This is a genomic window from Streptomyces sp. AMJ-169 (genome assembly GCF_055597585.1).
In genome coordinates this window covers 397,236-415,263 of the sequence record NZ_JBVLTJ010000005.1, presented here as the reverse complement: position 1 = coordinate 415,263, position 18,028 = coordinate 397,236, and the positions used below count along the sequence as shown (strand labels likewise).

Sequence of the window (18,028 nt, the reverse complement as noted above, 5' to 3'; positions counted from 1 at the left end):
ACCCCCGCCCGCACACCGGCCACCGGGGAACCTCCTGATGCCCCCAACACCCCCCAGGTTCCAGACCATTCATAAAGTTTGCATAACATTACCCACCCCATGGTGAACGTTTGTTCCATCTTGGGCAAGCCTCTCGAGGTTCTGTAGGAATCTTGTAAAGGCTGGCCATGCGCAATCAAGGGGGGCGTGGTCTTCGTCTGTTTCCGCCGGGTCGTACCGGCCGTCGCAGACTGAGGGCCACGGCGCTTTCTGTACTCGTGTTCTTCTCGTTCATGCTCACCACGGAGACGGCGGCGGCAAGCGGCGCCACGCTCCCCGCGCTGAGCATGCCGAAGCTGTCCCTGGCGGGGCTGTGGGAGTGGCTCGAAGATCCCGCCGCCCTCGACACACCCGACCAGGAGAGCGGTACCGCCGCCGGCAAGAGCCACACCGCGTCCACGGCGGCCACCAGCGCCGACGACGGCACCGGCGGGAAGACCGGCGAGGCCGAAGGCCAACTCGACGCCTACGAGCGGCCGGTGACCGAGACCAAGCAGGTCACCACCGGCACGGCCGCCCCCGGCGAGGCCGGCTTCGACGCCGCCACCAGCGAACGCGACCCCGCCAAGTCCACGGCCACCTCGGACCATTACCTCAACGCCGACGGCTCCACGACCGTCCGCCACTACAGCGGACGCGCCAACTTCGAGGAGCCGGACGGCAGTTGGCAGCCGATCGACACCAGCCTGGTCAAGGCGGACGACGGCCGCTACACGCAGGACGCCAACTCCCTCGGCGTCGAGTTCGCGGCCGGCGCCGCCGACGACGCGCTGGCCTCCGTCGACCTCGACGACGGCCGCGCCCTGTCGTACACCCTCGACGGCGCCGCCCAGGTCACGGCCGCCCCGCAGGCCGACGGCTCGCTGCTGTACGCCGGTGTCCTCGCCGGCACCGACGTCCAACTCACCCCGATCGCCGACGGGTTCAAGGAGAACCTCGTCCTGCGCAGCCCGACGGCCGCGAACTCCTGGCTGTTCAAGCTGGACGCGAAGGGGCTCACCCCGCGCCTCGCGGACAACGGCGACGTCGAGTTCACCGGCGCCGACGGGAAGGTCGCGGCGACCGTCCCGCACGCCTTCATGGCCGACTCCGCGATCGACCCGCGCTCCGGCGAGGGCACCCGCTCGGCCGAGGTGACGTACGAACTCACCACCGTGAACGGCGACTTGGCGCTGCGGATGACCGCCGACCGGGACTGGCTCGACGACCCCGCGCGCGTCTACCCGGTCACCGTCGACCCGACGACCGTCGTCACCGCGAGCGAGGGCACGTACGTCCAGAACGACGCCGCCCTCAACCGCTCGACTGAGGTGCAGATCAAGGTCGGTTCGTACGACTCCGGCACCAACAAGGCCAACTCCTTCCTCCAGTTCTCCTCGCTCACCTCGAAGATCGCCGGGCAGAAGGTCTCCGCCGCGACCCTCAACGTGTGGGCGCTGTGGGCCTCGACGTGCGACCCGATGGCGTTCTCGGTGTACCCGGTGACGCAGTCCTGGACCCCGTCGACCACGACGACCTACCCCGGCCCCTCGTACGGCTCCGCCATCGGCACCACGACCCCCGCGCCCGGCGCCGCCTGCAACAACAGCGGCGGCAGCACGAGCGTCGGCGTCAAGATGCCGGTGACGCTGGACACTTCGTGGTTCACGCAGGTCGCGACGGGCGGCGCCGACTACGGTCTCGCGCTGGCCGCGCCGACCGGGGACGCGTACCACTGGAAGCGGTTCCACTCCGACAACTCCGCGACCGCCGCCTGGCGCCCCTCGCTGGACCTGACCTACGCGCCCAACACCAAGCCGCAGGTCAACGCCCAGTACCCGCCGGAGAACTTCCAGGCCAACACGCTCCAGCCGGAGCTGCTGGTCTACGCGAGCGACGCCGACAAGTGGCCCAATTCCACGCTGACTTACACCTACGAGGTGTACGACGCCGACTCCGCCAGTACGACCCCGGTCGTCACCTCCGGCGCGCTCACCAAGAGCAACTGGAAGATCCCGGCCGGGAAACTCGTCTGGTCGAAGAACTACGCCTGGTACGTGGGGGTTTCGGACGGCTACGAGGAGGTGACGTACTCCAGCCGCTTCACCACCGCCGTCCCGCAGCCGCCCGTCACCTCCGGGCTCGCGCAGAACACCGACGGCCACGAGTTCGACCCCTCGGACGGCAACTACACCACCGAGGACACCGACGCGGACGTCGAGGTCGTCGGCCCCTCCCTCCAGGTCGACCGCTCCTACAACAGCATCGACCCGCGCACCGACGGCGCGTTCGGCGCCGGCTGGTCCTCCGTCGCCGACATGAAGGCCGCCGAGAACAAGGACGCCTCCGGCACGGTCGTCAGCGTCGTCGTCACCTACCCCGGCGGCGAACAGGTCGCGTTCGGCCGCAACAGCGACGGCACCTTCCAGCCGCCGCTCGGCCGCTACGCCCGGCTGCTGGCGGTGACCGGCGGATACACGCTCACCGACAAGGAGTTCACCGAGTACGCCTTCAAGCAGGCGACCGCCAAGACCGGCACGTACGCGATCTCCTCGATCAAGGACTACGCGGGCCGCACCGAGACGTTCACCTACAACTCCTCGAAGCAGCTCACGAAGATCAAGAACGACACCTCCAACCGTTCCCTGTCGCTGACGTGGGCCACGCCCACCGGGGCCGCCACCGCGCACGTCGACACCGTCTATACGGACCCCTCGGACGCGAGCGACGCGAACAGCGCCCAGACCTGGAAGTACGGCTACTCCGGCGACCAGCTCACCTCGGTCTGCCCGCCCGCCGACTGGTCGCGCTGCACGACGTACGGCTACACGACCGGCAACCACTACCGCACCACCGTCCTGGACGCCGACCCGTACGCCTACTGGCGGCTCGGCGAGGCGAGCGGGCAGACCGTCGCGAAGGACTCCGTCGACGTCAATCAGGGCCGCTACAACGGGCTTTACCGCAATGTGACGCTGGGTTCCGCGAGCGTCCTCGCCGGTTCGACGCAGACCACGGCCACCTTCAACGGCACCACGTCCTACGTCGAGATGCCGGCCGCGCCCGGCGCGACCCCGTCGTACATGACCGTCTCCCTGTGGTTCAGGACCACCACGGCCGGCGGCGTCCTCTTCTACTACGGCGACAAGCCGCTCAGCGACTCCGACCCGGTGGGCAACACCACCAAGAACACCCCGGCGGTGTACGTCGGCACGGACGGGAAGCTGCGCGGCTGTCTCGCGATGTCGCCCAGTTGCAGCCCAACCGCCGTGTCCACAGCGACCGTTACCGACGGGCAGTGGCACAACGCCGTGCTCACCGGGCAGGCCGGCAGCCAGACCCTGTACCTCGACGGCGTCTCCCAGGGCTCGCTGACCGGGACCATCAACGACTGGGAGCAGCCCTACATCTCGCTCGGCGCGGGCGTGAACACGCAGGGCTGGCCCGCGATGAACGCGAACGACAAACTCGGCCACTACACCGGCCAGTTGGCCGAGGTCGCGATCTACTCCGAGCCGCTGAGCGCCGCCGTCATCACCGCCCAGTACCAGGCCGCCAAGCGCTCCTCCGGACTCCTCGACAAGATCACGACGCCCGGCGGCAAGGTCCAGGCGCAGATCAAGTACGCCACCACCGACGACCTCGTGCAGCAGGTCACCGACGGCGACGGCGGCACCTGGAAGCTCAACTCCCCTACCGTCACCGGCTCTTCGCAGGTGTACCGGTCCGCCGTGATGGGCTCGGCGCCCACCGGGTACTGGCGGCTCGGCGACACCCTCGGCGCACCCGAGGCCGCCAATGAGGTCCACACCGGGTTCGGCACGTACAACACCGCGACCCAGGGAGTGGCCGGTCCGTTCGGCGCGGGTGACGCAACTGCCGTGTCCTTCAACGGGACTTCGTCGTACGCGGAGATCCCGTTCACGCCGTGGCACGCCGCCACCACCCAGCGCGCCGTCGAGCTGTGGTTCAAGACCGCCGACCCCGGCGTCATCCTCTCCGACCAGTCCCAGCCGCCCAACCTCAGCGCGGCGAGCGGCACTTGGAACCCGCTCCTCTACGTCGGCGCCGACAACAAGCTGCACGGGCACTGGTGGAGCGCCTCCGGCACCGGCGGCACCGCGTTCGGCTCGACCGGCACCGTCACCGACAACACCTGGCACCACGCCGTCCTGACCGCCTCCGGCGCCACCCAGACCCTGTACCTCGACGGCGTCAAGCAGGCCGACTTCACCGGCGAGGCCAGGGACCAGTCCAACACCCGCACGTTCATCGGCGCCGGCTTCGCCAAGAGCTGGTACAGCTCGCCCGGCGACGTCACCTTCTTCAAGGGCTCGGTCGCCGAAGTCGCCGCCTACGACCACGCGTTGACCGAGGACGAGGTCGAGCGGCACTGGTCGGCGTACAAGGCGTCCTCCGGCGTGGCCCCGGTCCGCACGGTCACCCTGACCGACCCCGCCGGCAAGACCCTCACCTACGTCTACGACGCCGAACTGGGCAACCGCCTGCTGGCCGCCGTCGACACCAACGGCAAGCGCACGACGTACGGTTACGACACCTCCGGCTTCCTGCGCACGGTCACCGATGCCAACGGCAACCGCAGCATCACCGGCCACGACATCCGCGGCAACACGGTCTCCCAGACCGACTGCCAGGACACCGCCGCCGGCAAGTGCGCCACCGAGTACTACACGTACTACCCGGACTCCACGACGGCGTTCCCGGCGATGGACCCGCGCAACGACCTCCTCCTCACCGAACGCGACGCCCGCTCGGCGTCCGCGACCGACACCACCTACCTGACCAGCTACGCCTACGACACCGGCGGCAACCTCCTGTCGGTGACGAGCCCGCCGGTCCCGGGCCACCCGGGCGGCCGTACGGCGACGACGAGTTACACCACCTCGTCCACGGCGGCGGCGGAGGGCGGAACGACGGTCGCCCCCGCCGGCCTGGTCGACACGGTGACCACCCCCGGCGGCAAGCGCACCAAGTACGTCTACTACGCCAACGGCGACCTCGCCTCCGTGACCGACGCCAACGGCGCCAAAGCGGCCTACAGCTATGACAAGTTGGGCCGCCAGACCGCCAGGTCGGAGCTCACCGACGCCCAGCCGGCCGGCCTCACCACCAGCTGGACGTACGACAAGAACGACCAAGTCACCACGGAAACCAGCCCAGTTGTGACCAACCGGGTCACCGGCGCGAGCCACCAGGCGCGCACCAGCACCGGGTTCGACGCCGACGGCAACGTCCTCACCCAGACGGTCGCCGACCTCTCCGGCGGCGACGCGGCGCGCACGACGACGATGACGTACGACACCTACAACCGCCTCGCCTCGCGCACCGATCCGGGCGGCGGGGTCACGTCGTTCGAGTACGACGCCTACGGCAACAAGGTCAAGGAGACCGACGCCGCGGGCAACGTCAACGCCTACACCTTCGACGCCGAGGGCCGCCCGCTCACCAGCACCCTCCTCAACTACACCGGCGACCCCAACAACCCTTCCACGGCAAGGGAGTTGGTCCAGGAGTCGCGCGCCTACGACCCGGCGGGCCGGCTGGCCTCGCTGACCGACGCGATGGGCTGGGTGACGGCGTACACCTACACCGACGACGGCCTCACCGCGTCCGTCGCCCGCGAAGACCCCGCGAACGGCAAGCAGTTCGTCGAGCAGGACAACACCTTCGACCTCGCCGGCAACCTGATCAGGCAGGTCAGCAACGACGGCCGGACCACGACCACGTTCGCCGTGGACGCCGCCGACCGCGTCACCTCCTCGGTCCTCGACCCGACCGGCGCGAACCGCACCACCAAGGTCGCCTACGACCCCGACGACAACGTCGTGACGGAGTCCGAGTACGACCCCGCGACCGGCGACACCGACACCACCGACACCCGCTACGACAACCTCGGCAACGTCACCGGCACGACCGTCCACGACGGCACCTCGGCGCCGGTCGCCCGCTGGAAGCTGGCGGAGCCGAGCGGCACCGCCGCCGAGGACTCCTCCGGCGGCAACAACCGCGTGACGCTGGGCAGTTCGGTCACCCGCTCCACCGAGAAGGGCGGCGCGGCCGTCCTCGACGCGACCGCCAACGCCTACGGCCAGTCGGCGGGCCCGGCGGTCAACACCAGCGGCAGCTTCACCGTCTCGGCGTGGGTCAAGCTCGGCTCGACCGTCGCGAACAGCACGTTCGTCGCCCAGGACGGCGCCGTCGCGAGCGGCTTCCAGCTGTACTACGCGACCGGCTTCGGCTGGACCTTCAACCGCCACTCCGCCGACGTCACCAGCCCCACCATCGTCCGTACCTACTCCGGCACTTCGGCCGTGACGACGGGCACCTGGACCCATCTCACGGGCGTGTACGACCAGTCGGCCGGCACGCTGAAGCTGTACGTCAACGGCGCCCAGTCCGGCACCACGACCGCCTTCACGAGCCCCTGGGAGGCGACGGGCCCGCTCCAGATCGGCCGCCGCCTCTACCAGGGCGCGTACGGCGAGAACGCGCAGGGCCAGATCGCCGACGTCCAGGTCTACGGCGAGGCCCTGACCGCCGCCCAGATCTCGTCCGTCTACGGCAACACCCTTCCCGCGTCCGGCAGTTCGGTCCGTACGACGAGCTGGAAGCTGGACCGGCGAGGCCTGCCGGTCTCCATGACGGACACGGCGGGCAACGTCACCGACTACGCCTACGACGAGGCGGCGCAGCAGACGACGGTCACCGAACCGGCAGTTGACGCGGAGTCAGGTAGCGCTTCACCGGCATCGGTCCGCCCGATCTCGATGACGGGCTACAACACCTTCGGCGAACCCACGGAAACCTCCGACCCGTTGGGCAATGTGGTCACCACGGCGTACGACGCGGACGGCCAGGAGACGTCGACGACTCTGCCGGGCTACACCCCGCCCGGAGCTTCCGCGGCGGTGACGGCGACCTCCTGGAACGAGTACAACAAGCTCGGCCAAGTCACCGCCGAAGTGGACCCGTTGGGCAACCGCACGGAGTACACCTACACCCAGCTCGGCGACGTGGCGTCGCTCACCGAACCGGCCGGCGGCAAGTCCACGTTCACCTACTCCGTGAGCGGCGACCTCCTGGCCTCAACTCGCCCTGGGGGGGCGCGCGAAGAGTCCACCTGGGACTACCTGGGCCGCGAACTGACCAGCACGGACGTCGTCCGCCAGCCCGCGCAGAAGGCGTACACGACGGTCAACGAGTACGACGCCCCCGGCGGCGACCTCTCCCGCACGACCAGCCCGACGGGCGTGACCCAGTCGTACGCCTACAACGCCCTCGGCGAGGCCACGCAGGTCACCGACGGCGCGGGCGGGGTGTCCAAGTACACGTACACCAAGGACGGCGCGGTCCTCACGGCGACCGCCCCGGACGGCACCAGCACCCGCAACACCTATGACGGCTATGGCCAGTTGACCGCGACGAGCGACCTCGACACGGCCGGGACGGTCCTGCGCACGACCCGCACCACGTACGACCGCGCGGGCAACCCGGTCACGACGACCGACCCCCGGGGCCACACGGCGTCGTACGCGTACGACGCAACTGGCCTGGTGACCAAGGCGGTTGAGCCGGTCTCGGCGACCGAGTCGATCACGACGTCCTTCGGCTACGACGCGGCGGGCAACCAGACGCGCTACACGGACGGGCGCGGTGGTTCCTTCGTGACCACCTACAACTCCTGGGGCCTGCCGGAGTCCCAGATCGAACCGTCGACTCCCGCCCAACCGGCCGTGGCCGACCGCACGTTCACCACGGTGTACGACAAGGCCGGCCGCCCGACAGAGCAACGCTCCCCGGGCGGCGTGACGGTGACCCAGGAGTACGACGCGAAGAGCCGCCTGGTGAGACAGACCGGCGCGGGCGCGGAGGCCTCGACGGCCGACCACACCTACACGTACGACTCCGACGACCGTGTCACGTCGGTCACCGGGACGGACGCCGCCACGAACCAATTCACCTACGACGACCGGGGGTTGCTGCTCTCGGCGGCCGGCCCCTCGGGCAGCTCGTCCTTCGCCTACGACGGCGACGGCGGGCTGACGTCGCGGACCGACGAGTCGGGGACGTCGACGTACGCGTACGACACGGCCGGCCGCCTGCGGTCGACCGCTGACGCGGCGACGGGCACCACCCTGTCGTACACCTACGACGTCAACTCCCGTGTGAAACAGGTCGACTTCGGCGGCAAGGCCAAGGAGGACTACGGCTACGACGCCCTCGGCCGCCCGACTTCCGACAAGCTGACCTCGGCGACCGGGAAGACGGTCGCGTCGGTCGCGTACGGCTGGGACGACAACGACAACCTGACGTCGAAGACGACGACCGGTGTCGCGGGCGCGTCGGCCAATACCTACGGCTACGACTGGGCGGACCGTCTGACCTCCTGGAACAACGGGAGTTCGACGGAGACCTACGGCTACGACGCGTCCGGCAACCGCACGCGGGTGGGCGGCGACACCTACACCTACGACGCCCGCAGCCGCCTCACCTCTGACGGCCACACGTCGTACACGTACACCGCGCGCGGGACCCTGCGCTCGACCACCGCGGAGGACGGGACGCAGACGTCGGTGAAGGCGGACGCCTTCAACCGGGTGATCAACGAGGGGGACCGGACGTACGCGTACGACGGTCTCGACCGGGTGCTGTCCGCCAAGGGCGCGGCGGGGGCCGAGGTCTATGCCTTCAAGTACAGTGGCATAGGCAACGACGTCGTCTCCGACGGCTCGGCGGTCTACAGCCGGAACGCGGACGGTTCGCTGCTCGGTGTGAAGACGCCGGTGTCCTCGGCGCTGGTCTGGACCGACCTGCACGACGATGTGATCGGTCAATTCACGGCGGCGGGCGAGGCGTTGGCCGGTTCCGCGACCTACGCGCCGTTCGGGAAGGTGACGGCTTCTTCGGGCCTGGTCGGCAACTTGGGCTATCAGTCCGGGTGGACGGACCCGTCGACGGCCAAGGTGAACATGGCCGCGCGGTGGTATTCGCCGGAGGCGGGGCAGTTCCTGAGCCGGGACACGGTGGCGAACAGTCCGCTGCCGGATTCGGTGAACGCGAACCGGTACGCGTACGCGAATGAGAATCCGCTGACGCGGACGGACCCGACGGGGCACGGCTTTCTGGACAAGCTCAAGAGCGGCATCAAGAAGGGTGTGAAGAAGGCCGCTTCGAAGGCGAAGAGTGTCGCCAAGTCGGCGTGGAAGAAGGCGCCGGCTGTCGTCAAGAAGGCGGCGAAGAAGGTCGGTACGGCGGCCAAGTATGTGAAGAAGACCGTGAAGAAGGCCGCTCGGGTGGTGCATCGGGCGGCGAAGAAGACGGTTCGGTACGTGCAGGACAGCGTGAAGAAGGCCAAGAGATACGTCAAACGGACGTACAAGGCCGCAAAACGCAAGGTGCATAAGGTAGTTCAGAACGTCAAGAAGACCGTCAAGGCCGCCGGAAGCGCTGTGAAGAGCGTGGCGAAGAAGGTGGTGTCGACCGGGAAGAAGGCTGCCAAGAAGATCGGCAGCGGGGTGAAGAAGGCGGCGAAGGCCACCGCCAATTATGTGAAACAGCACGCCTCGACCATTGCCGCGGTGGCGGTGGGGGTCGTGGTCTTCGCGGGCTGCACGGCGGCCACCGCGGGCGCCGGCACGATCGGCTGCGCGGCTCTCGCGGGGGCGGCGGCGAATGGTGTCGGGTATCTGATGAGCGACGGTCCGAAGTCGCTGGGCGGGTTCTTGGGCTCGGCGGCGATCGGGGCGGCGACGGGGGCGATCGGCGGGGCGGTCGCGGGGGCGGCGGCCGGTGCGGTCGGGCGGCTGCTGGCGGGGGTCGGCGGCAAGGTCGCGCAGGGGGCGGCGATGGGGGCCGCCGGGGGTGGTGCCGAGGGTGCCGTGGGCTATGGCGTTTCCTGCGCGGCTAGCGAGGAGGGGTGCAGTGCTAGCGGGGCGGCGAAGGCGACGGTCACGGGGGCTGTGGTCGGGGGCCTGTTCGGGGCTGCGGCGAGCAAGTACGGCCCGAAGTCCAAGTCGAAGCCGGCCGCCGAGGAGGGCGGTTCCTCCAGCCCCGGCTGCCGCGTCAAGACTCCGCACAGCTTCACGGGCCTGACCGGTGTCCTGATGGCCAACGGCGCGGTGAAGCCCATCTCCGAGGTCAAGCCGGGCGACTTCGTCCTCACGGCCGAGCCGGGCAAGAAGGAGAAGGAGAAGCACAAGGTCAAGGAAGTGATCGTCACCAAGACGGACCGTGACTACGTCGACGTCGTCGTCGACACGAAGTCTGGGCCGAAGACGATCCAGACGACCGAGCATCACCAGTTCTACGAGGCCGGCCGGGGTGAGTGGACCCAGGCGGGGGACCTCAAGAAGGGTCAGTCCCTCCAGAACGCTGATGGCGGCCTGGCCCAGATCAACGAGATCCGGGCGTACACGGCGGAGCGGGTCACGTATGACCTGAGCGTCGAAGGGCTGCACACGTACCATGTGCTGGCGGGAGCCACTCCGGTCCTGGTCCATAATTGCAATGACGAGGACCCCCAGAGTGCGCCCGGGGGGAAGAGCGGCGCGGCCATCAGTATCAAGAAACTGAAAATGGCGCTGGGCAGGGCTGGAATGAGTGTTTCCCGGTATGACATCGTGCATGTGCCAGAGCTTGCGACCGCTGGTGATGGTTTGCCTGCGTACGGAAACAGTCCTCATGACGCTGGCGGGAATCCGTATCTGGGTCCGCGAGGGCGTCCAATGATCCAAATATCGGATATGGGTCTTGCTGACATGGATACAGCTGTGACGACAGTCTTCCATGAGGTCTATCATCACCGGATGTTTGCCACTTGGCCGGACACCTTCGGTGGAAAAGAGGGCGTTGCCGAGGAATTCGGGCGGGCCATGCTGGGTATTTTCAAACGAAGGACCGGTTCATGACTCAGATGAAGCGTTTCATTCCCGAAGAGCTCGAAGTTCTCGGGCGGGAGAGAAATTTCATTCGGGATCAGTCGGAGTGGGCTTGCCCTGCGTGTGGGCAGGTTGCGGTGCGTACCTATCTCAGAAACACATGGCGTGGGGATCGCCCTGTGGTGATCAGTTATACGTGGTGTGCCGCTTGTCGCAGAGCAGCTGGGTCAACTGGTCCGCTACCGCCCGGTCTGGTTATTTCTGACCCGTGGCGGGAGCTGGATCAGGAGGCTTGGGAGGAGTTTGACAAGAATTTTTCCAAGTTCTTCGCCAGGCTTGATCGCCTCTGGGAAGACGGGGTTCTTCCGCAGGAAATCAAGTGGAAGTCTTAGGGTGGCGTTGATGGTGCTGTAGTGTGAGAAATTAGAAACCCTGCCTGCCTGAAGGTCTGGCGGGGTTTCTTTTCTGTATTCCGAGAGCTGGGAAAGGCAGCCGCCTCCTTGGCCGGTCGGTTAGTTTCGATTCTCCACGAGGGTCGATTTTATATTTATGCGGCGGTTTCGGCTGGTCAGAAAGTTAGTTCTGACCACACCGTTTTGCCGCCCGGTGGGTAGTCCGTTGTGCCCCAGCGGGTGGATAGGGCTGAGACCAGTAGGAGGCCTCTTCCTGATTCTGTCAGGGCTCCTGTGGGCATTTGTTCTTGGGGGCGCTGGGTTCCTCGGGCGTCTGTTGTTGTGATTCTTAGGAGGTGGGCTGGTTCGTTTAGTAGCAGGCCCAGGCGGAAGTCCCTTCCTTTTACCCTTCCGTGTAGTGCCGCGTTTGAGGACAGTTCTGCTACCACCTGTTCCGCTCGCTCCGCCACGGTCCTTGGCAGCTGCCATGCCGTAAAGCGTTCCGCTGCCAAGAGGCGGGCCAGCCTTGCTCCCCTTCTTGTGCTGCTCAGGAGTTGGTCGAATGTGTGTACTGTTCCGGGAGGGTGGGGAGTTGTGGGGTTCATGGGGCCACCGTGGAGGGCGCGTGGGGGCGCGTTCCAGTGGGTGTCCCCGTACGGTGCGTCAGCGTACGGGGACAATCCGTAGACGGTACGGGGGTGGTGCCGTCACTCTGGGCGGGTTGATCTCCCCCGTACAGCTGGAGGTGGCCCCTTATGACCGACGACGGTCTGGAGCTTTTCGACGACGACGAACTGGCGGACGATTCCCAGGAATCCCACGAACGTGAGCCCGATCCCTCCGACAGTCTGCGGACCTTCGGTGCCGTCGTCCAGGCTCTGCGGGAGAACGCCGAAATCAGTCGGGAGGCGTTCGGTGTCCTCGTCGGGTACTCCAAGCACACCATCGAGTCCATCGAGTTGGGGCGCCGTATGCCCGACCTCACCTTCATCGAGCGGGCGGAACCCGTACTGGGGGACACCGGTGCGTTGAGGCGTGCCGCCAAGCATCTGTCCCGGGGGGACGTGGGGCTCGCGGTGTGGTTCCGGAAGTGGGCTCGACTGGAGAAGAAGGCTGCGGTCCTGAACACGTACGAGTGCCGGATGGTGCCTGGGCTGTTGCAGTCGGAGCCTTACCTGCGGGTCGTCTTCGGCAACAGCATCCCGCCGTTGTCCGACGAGCAGGTCGAGGTTCAGGTCTCGGCCCGGCTCGAACGGCAGCGGCTGCTCCACGGTCGGCCGAATGTCCTCTTCAGCTTCATCGTCGAGGAGCACATCTACCGGCGGCGGCTGGGCGGGGTCGAGGTGACGCGGGGGCTGATCGAACTCGCGCTGGAGCTGAGCGCTTTGCGCAACGTGACGCTCCAGATCGTGCCGTTGGAAGCCGAGTTCCATGCGTGTCTGGACGGACCTGTGCAACTGCTGGAGACCCCTGCGCGCAAGCGGCTCGCGTACTCGGAAGGACAGCAGAACGGGCGTCTCATCAGTGATCCCAAAGTAGTGAGCTCCCTCTACCAGGGCTATGACACACTGCGCTCGCAGGCCCTCAACCCCCAGGAATCGAGGGGCCTGTTGGAGCGACTGCGAGGAGAGCTATGAGCACGACCGAAGATCTCGCCTGGTTCAAGTCCAGCTACAGCGGGACCCAGGGTGACAGCTGCGTCGAGGTCTCCGTCGCCCAACACGCCATCCGCGTACGGGACTCCAAGGACATCACCCGTCCCCATCTCACCCTCCACCCCGCCACCTGGACCTCCTTCATCCACCCCCCTCACGGCGCACTCGGCCACACCAACGCCATGTAAGCCCCGAAATACGCCGCCCCCCCTACTGCCAACCCCACCACCCCCCACCTGAACCGCCCCGACGCGCGCGTCAGATGGACGGCCACGGGGAGCAGCAGGGGGAACGCCGGCAGCAAGAAGCGTGCCCTCGGGAAGTACACGCCGCCGCTGCCCAGCACGATCGCCAGCAGCGTCCCCGTATAGATCAGGAGGGGGAGCGGCTGTCGGTCCCACAGTGACGCCGCGTACAGCAGCGCCGCTCCCAGCAGCGTCAACGTCACCCCCACCAAGAACAGTTCCGGCGTCGAGTCCTGCCCCAAGATCTCCCTGAACCGCCGCAACGTCTCCCGCCCGGCGTCCCAGTCGTTGTGCCAGAGCCGCTGCACCGCGAAGTAACCGTCCCAGCGGTGCAGACGGGCGCCGACCCACACCACGTACGCCAACCACCCCAGCGGGGCCAGGAGTACGGCCACCCCGGCGTCGTACCGGCGCTCTCCCCGCAGCGACCACAGCGCCGTCACCGACACAGCCGCCGCCACCGCCACGCCAGTTGGGCGGGTCAGGCCGGCCAGGGACGCCAACACCGCTGCCAGCAGCCAGCGTTGGGTCAGTACCGCGTACAACGACCAGGCCGCGAACGCCGTGAACAGGGACTCCGTGTACGCCATCCACTGCACGGACGCGACCGGCCACGCCGCCCACAGGACCGTGAGGAGGACTCCGGTGCGGCGGTCGTAGAGGTGGTCGCCCACCGCGAAGACGCCCCACGCCGCCGCGAAGGACGCCAGTACGGCCAGCGCCAGGCCCGTGCTCGCGAACGACACGTGCGTCAGGGCCGAGAGCGCCTTCACCGTGTACGGGTACAGCGGGAAGAACGCCAGGTTGTTGGCGTCGTACGCGGTGCCCAGGGTGTGGGTGTAGCCGTGGGCCGCCACGCCCGCGTACCACTTCGCGTCCCACTGGTGGGACAGGATCGGGCGGATGCCGTGGTGGCGGCGGTGGGACCAGAGGGTGAGGAAGAGGAGGGCCGTTGTGCGTACCGCGAGGTACGACGCGAGGGCCGGGGCCGCGTGGCGCAGGTGGCGTAGCGCGGGCTGGTCTTTGGGGGGTGCCGCCTGATGCGTGGGTGGGGCTTGGGTTACGGAGGTCACGGCGGCGGCTCCAGGGGTGGGTGGGGGGCTTTCGGGTCCACCGTTTCCTGGAGATCCGCCCGGAGGCGGGGCTCTCGTCAGCTGTCGCCGGGAAATCACCCGTTGGGGTGTTCCCGGCGAGCCGCCTTCGTCAGATCCCCGCCGCCTTCGCGAAGTCCCGCTTGATCCGCGCCAGCAGATCCGCCGCCTTCGTCCGGGCCCCGGGCAGCGCCGCGTGGTCCGCCACCGGGATCACGACCTCCAGGTAGCACTTCAGCTTCGGCTCCGTGCCGCTCGGGCGTACGATCACCCGCGCGCCGTCGAGGGTGTAGCGCAGTCCGTCCGTGGGGGGCAGGGTCTCCGTGCCCTGGGTCAGGTCCTCCGACCTGGTGATCCGGAGGCCGGCCAGCTCTGTCGGGGGGTGCTCCCTGAGCCTTTGCATCGCCGCCGCGATCAGGCTCAAGTCCTCGACCCGCACCGACAGTTGATCCGTCGCGTGCAGTCCGTGCACGACCGCCAGGTCGTCCAGCACGTCCAGCAGGGTGCGGCCCTGCTCCTTCTGGACCGACGCCAGTTCCGTGATCAGGAGGGCCGCCGTGATGCCGTCCTTGTCGCGTACGCCGTCCGGGTCCACGCAGTAGCCGAGGGCCTCCTCGTAGCCGTAGCGCAGGCCCTCCACCCTCGCGATCCACTTGAAGCCCGTCAGGGTCTCCTCGTAGGGGAGGCCCGCCTTCTCCGCGATGCGGCCCAGGAGGGACGACGAGACGATCGACTCCGCGAACTTTCCTCGGGCGCCTCTTGCCACCAAGTGGGCCGCCAGCAGCGCGCCCACCTCGTCGCCCCGCAGCATGCGCCAGTCCTCGCCGTCCCTCACGGCCGCCGCGCAGCGGTCCGCGTCCGGGTCGTTCGCGATGATCAGGTCGGGGGCCGACTCGCGCGCCTTCGCGAAGGCCAGGTCCATCGCTCCCGGTTCCTCCGGGTTCGGGAAGGCCATCGTCGGGAACTCCGGGTCCGGGTCCGCCTGTTCGGCGACCAGGATGGGTTCCGGGAAGCCTGCTCTTGCGAAGGCCGCCAGGAGGGTTTCCTTGCCGACTCCGTGCATCGCCGTGTAGACCGTGCGGGCCGTGCGGGGGGTCCTCGGGTCCAGGACCTCGTCCGTGCGCTTCAAGTAGGCGTTCAGGACGTCGTCGTTCAGGGTGGTCCAGCCCTCCGTGGGGCGGGGGACCGTCGTCAGGCTGCCTACCGCCGCGATCTCCGCCGCGATCTCCGCGTCCGCCGGGGGGACGATCTGGGAGCCGTCGCCCAAGTAGACCTTGTAGCCGTTGTCCCTCGGGGGGTTGTGGCTTGCCGTCACCTCGATGCCTGCCGCTGCGCCCAAGTGCCTTATGGCGTACGCCAGTACGGGGGTGGGGAGGGGGCGGGGGAGGAGGGCTGCCCTTAGTCCGGCGCCGGTCATCACCGCCGCTGTGTCTGTCGCGAAGTCCTCGGACTTGTGGCGGGCGTCGTAGCCGATGACGACCAGGGCGTTGTCCTGGCCCTTTGACTTCAGGTAGGCCGCCAGGCCGGCTGCTGCTCTGATGACGACCGTGCGGTTCATGCGCATGGGGCCTGCGCCCAGTTCGCCTCTCAGGCCTGCTGTGCCGAACTGGAGGGTGCCGGTGAAGCGGGTCTTCAGTTCTTCCGTGTCTCCTGTGTCCAGGAGGGCTGTGAGTTCGGCTCTGGTTTCCGGGTCGGGGTCCTCGGTGAGCCAGGTTTTGGCGCGGGCGATGAGGTCGTCGTCGGGCACGGTGGTCTGCCTCTCGGTGGTCGTCGTGTCGGGGCCGTGGGGTTTTCGCCCCCGCCGCCCCTACCCTTCCCGTCCTTTGAAGGGGCTGCCGCCCCTTCGACCCCGCCCGGCCCTGAACGGGCCTTGTCCTCAAGCGCCGGACGGGCTGGATTCGGCGGGCGTCGGGGGTGGGTGGGCCTCGGGGTGGGTGGGGTGTCGGCCCTGAACGGGCCTTGTCCTCAAGCGCCGGACGGGCTGAGTTGTGCGGGCGTGCGCTGAAAGGTGCCGGCTTGTCCTCAGGCGCCGGACGGGCTGGAGTTGGCGGGCGTGCGCTGGAGAAGTGCCGGCCTGTCCTCGGGCGCCGGACGGGCTGGAGTTGGCGGGCCTGTGCTGAGAAGTGGCGCCTGCGCTCAGGCGCCGGACGGGCTGAGTTGCGCGGGCCTGTGCTGACAGGCGGCGCCTGCCCTCAGGCGCCGGACAGGCTGCCCTGAGGTGTGTCTTGTTCAGGGCGTGCGCCAGGCCGGCGTGCGAATCCCGGTGTTCAGGTGACCGGGAGTCGCCGCTTGCTCCGGGGTTTACAGGCGGGCCAGTACCTTTGTCAGCAGCTCGCCCATCCTCGTCGCGCTGTCCCTGCCCGCCTGCAAGACCTCCTCGTGGTTCAGAGGCTCGCCTGTCATTCCCGCCGCCAAGTTGGTGACCAGCGAGATGCCCAGGACCTCCGCCCCCGCCTCCCGTGCGGCGATCGCTTCGAGGACCGTGGACATGCCTACCAGGTCCGCGCCGATCGTCCGGGCCATGCGGATTTCCGCGGGGGTCTCGTAGTGCGGGCCCGTGAACTGGGCGTAGACGCCCTCCTCCAGGCTGGCGTCGACCTCCTTGCACAGGGTGCGCAGGCGGGGGGAGTACAGGTCCGTCAGGTCGACGAAGTTCGCGCCGATGATGGGGGACGCGGCGGTGAGGTTGATGTGGTCGCTGATGAGGACGGGCTGACCGGGGCGCATACCCTCGCGCACGCCCCCGCAGCCGTTGGTCAGGACGATCGTCTTGCAGCCGGCGGCGACGGCGGTACGGACGCCGTGCGCGACGGCGGCCACCCCCCGGCCCTCGTAGAAGTGCGTGCGGCCCAGGAAGACCAGCGCGCGCTTCTCGCCGATGCGGTAGGAGCGGACCTTGCCCCCGTGGCCCTCGACCGCCGGGGGCGGGAAACCGGGCAGGTCGGTGACGGGCAGCTCGGCCTCGGGGGTGCCGAGCGCGTCGACGGCCGGGGCCCAGCCGGAGCCCATCACCAGCGCGACGTCGTGGGTCTCGGCGCCCGTCAGCTCACGCAGGCGCGCGGCGGCGGCGTCGGCGGCGGCGTGGGGGTCGCCCTGGATGTCGTCCGGGAGAAGTTGTGCGTTCACGCGGATGAGCGTAGCCGGTCTATGCCTACGCGCGTAGATGACAGACCTCACGGGGGTGCGATCGTTGTCTTGTCGTTTCCGATCAATCTCCGCCGTGTTCTGCTCGGACCGAGGTCAGCAGGGGCGTTTCCTCAGCTCCATCACATAGTCGTGCGGCGCCCCCGCCGACTCCGCCGCGTCCGCGAGCTCGCCCAGGTAGCGGGCCGACGGCAGGCCGCCCTCGTACGCGTTCAGCACGTACGTCCACGCACCCTCCTCGCCGTCCAGGGTGTGGACGCGGATCCGGGTGCGGCGGTAGATGCCGAGGCCCACGCCCTCCCAGCGGTCCAGGGACTCCTCGTCCGGCGGGGTGAGGTCGTACAGGCCGACGAAGACCTGCGAACCGGGCTCCTCGACCAGCGTCGCCAGCGCGCCCTCCCAGCCCATCTGCTCCCCACCGAAGGTCAGCCGCCAGCCGTTCAGCCAGCCGGTGGCGCGCAGTGGGGAGTGCGGGGCACGGCGGCTCATCAGCCGCGCGTCGAGATTGCCGGCGTACGCGGCGTAGAGCGACATGGGGAGAGGGTACGGCAGCCGGAGGAGGGTCACTTCCAGGGCCGGGGCACC

9 protein-coding genes are annotated in these 18,028 nt (G+C 68.4%); 4 read left to right on the top strand and 5 right to left on the bottom strand.

Annotated elements, in window-relative coordinates; translation table 11 throughout:
• Window positions 1–257: 257 nt before the first annotated feature.
• Window positions 258–10,946, top strand: coding sequence for a LamG-like jellyroll fold domain-containing protein (locus ACYUD3_RS15135; RefSeq protein ID WP_470969331.1), 10,689 nt, complete (start codon window positions 258–260; stop codon window positions 10,944–10,946).
• Entirely contained in the window at window positions 10,943–11,308 is a 366-nt protein-coding gene (locus ACYUD3_RS15130; protein ID WP_470969329.1) for a hypothetical protein, read from the top strand. The genes ACYUD3_RS15135 and ACYUD3_RS15130 overlap by 4 nt, the downstream gene beginning before the upstream one ends.
• 176 nt (window positions 11,309–11,484) lie before the next feature.
• On the opposite strand, the gene ACYUD3_RS15125 is transcribed toward ACYUD3_RS15130, so the two are convergent.
• Complete coding sequence (locus ACYUD3_RS15125; protein ID WP_470969326.1) at window positions 11,485–11,913, bottom strand: ATP-binding protein; 429 nt, start codon at window positions 11,911–11,913, stop codon at window positions 11,485–11,487.
• A gap of 150 nt (window positions 11,914–12,063) precedes the next feature.
• Here ACYUD3_RS15125 and ACYUD3_RS15120 point away from each other — a divergent pair, with 150 nt between their 5' ends.
• Both ACYUD3_RS15120 and ACYUD3_RS15115 read left to right on the top strand, forming a co-directional pair.
• On the top strand, window positions 12,064–12,945 hold the full coding sequence (locus tag ACYUD3_RS15120) for a helix-turn-helix domain-containing protein (RefSeq protein ID WP_470969324.1): 882 nt from the start codon (window positions 12,064–12,066) through the stop codon (window positions 12,943–12,945).
• Window positions 12,942–13,151, top strand: a complete 210-nt coding sequence (locus ACYUD3_RS15115; RefSeq protein WP_470969321.1) for a DUF397 domain-containing protein — start codon at window positions 12,942–12,944, stop codon at window positions 13,149–13,151. The genes ACYUD3_RS15120 and ACYUD3_RS15115 overlap by 4 nt, the downstream gene beginning before the upstream one ends.
• Here ACYUD3_RS15115 and ACYUD3_RS15110 read toward each other — a convergent pair.
• The 4 genes from ACYUD3_RS15110 to ACYUD3_RS15095 form a co-directional block, all read right to left on the bottom strand.
• The gene (locus tag ACYUD3_RS15110) at window positions 13,118–14,281 is read right to left on the bottom strand and encodes a hypothetical protein (protein ID WP_470969319.1); all 1,164 of its coding nucleotides are present in this window, start codon (window positions 14,279–14,281) and stop codon (window positions 13,118–13,120) included. The two genes, ACYUD3_RS15115 and ACYUD3_RS15110, sit on opposite strands and share 34 nt — an antisense overlap.
• A gap of 130 nt (window positions 14,282–14,411) precedes the next feature.
• Window positions 14,412–16,046, bottom strand: coding sequence for a phospho-sugar mutase (locus ACYUD3_RS15105; RefSeq protein WP_470969316.1), 1,635 nt, complete (start codon window positions 16,044–16,046; stop codon window positions 14,412–14,414).
• Window positions 16,047–16,600: 554 nt separating this feature from the next.
• Window positions 16,601–17,425 carry a purine-nucleoside phosphorylase gene (locus ACYUD3_RS15100; protein WP_470969313.1) on the bottom strand — a complete coding sequence of 275 codons (825 nt, stop codon included), beginning with the start codon at window positions 17,423–17,425 and terminating at the stop codon, window positions 16,601–16,603.
• 114 nt (window positions 17,426–17,539) lie between these two features.
• On the bottom strand, window positions 17,540–17,977 hold the full coding sequence (locus ACYUD3_RS15095; protein WP_470969311.1) for a gamma-glutamylcyclotransferase family protein: 438 nt from the start codon (window positions 17,975–17,977) through the stop codon (window positions 17,540–17,542).
• Between the last annotated feature and the right edge of the window lie 51 nt (window positions 17,978–18,028).

Excerpts from the sequence above, each read along its gene's own strand:
- ACYUD3_RS15130 (WP_470969329.1), top strand. The coding sequence starts at position 10,943 with ATGACTCAGATGAAGCGTTTCATTCCCGAAGAGCTCGAAGTTCTCGGG.
- ACYUD3_RS15125 (WP_470969326.1), bottom strand. The coding sequence starts at position 11,913 with ATGAACCCCACAACTCCCCACCCTCCCGGAACAGTACACACATTCGAC.
- ACYUD3_RS15120 (WP_470969324.1), top strand. The coding sequence starts at position 12,064 with ATGACCGACGACGGTCTGGAGCTTTTCGACGACGACGAACTGGCGGAC.
- ACYUD3_RS15115 (WP_470969321.1), top strand. The coding sequence starts at position 12,942 with ATGAGCACGACCGAAGATCTCGCCTGGTTCAAGTCCAGCTACAGCGGG.
- ACYUD3_RS15095 (WP_470969311.1), bottom strand. The coding sequence starts at position 17,977 with ATGTCGCTCTACGCCGCGTACGCCGGCAATCTCGACGCGCGGCTGATG.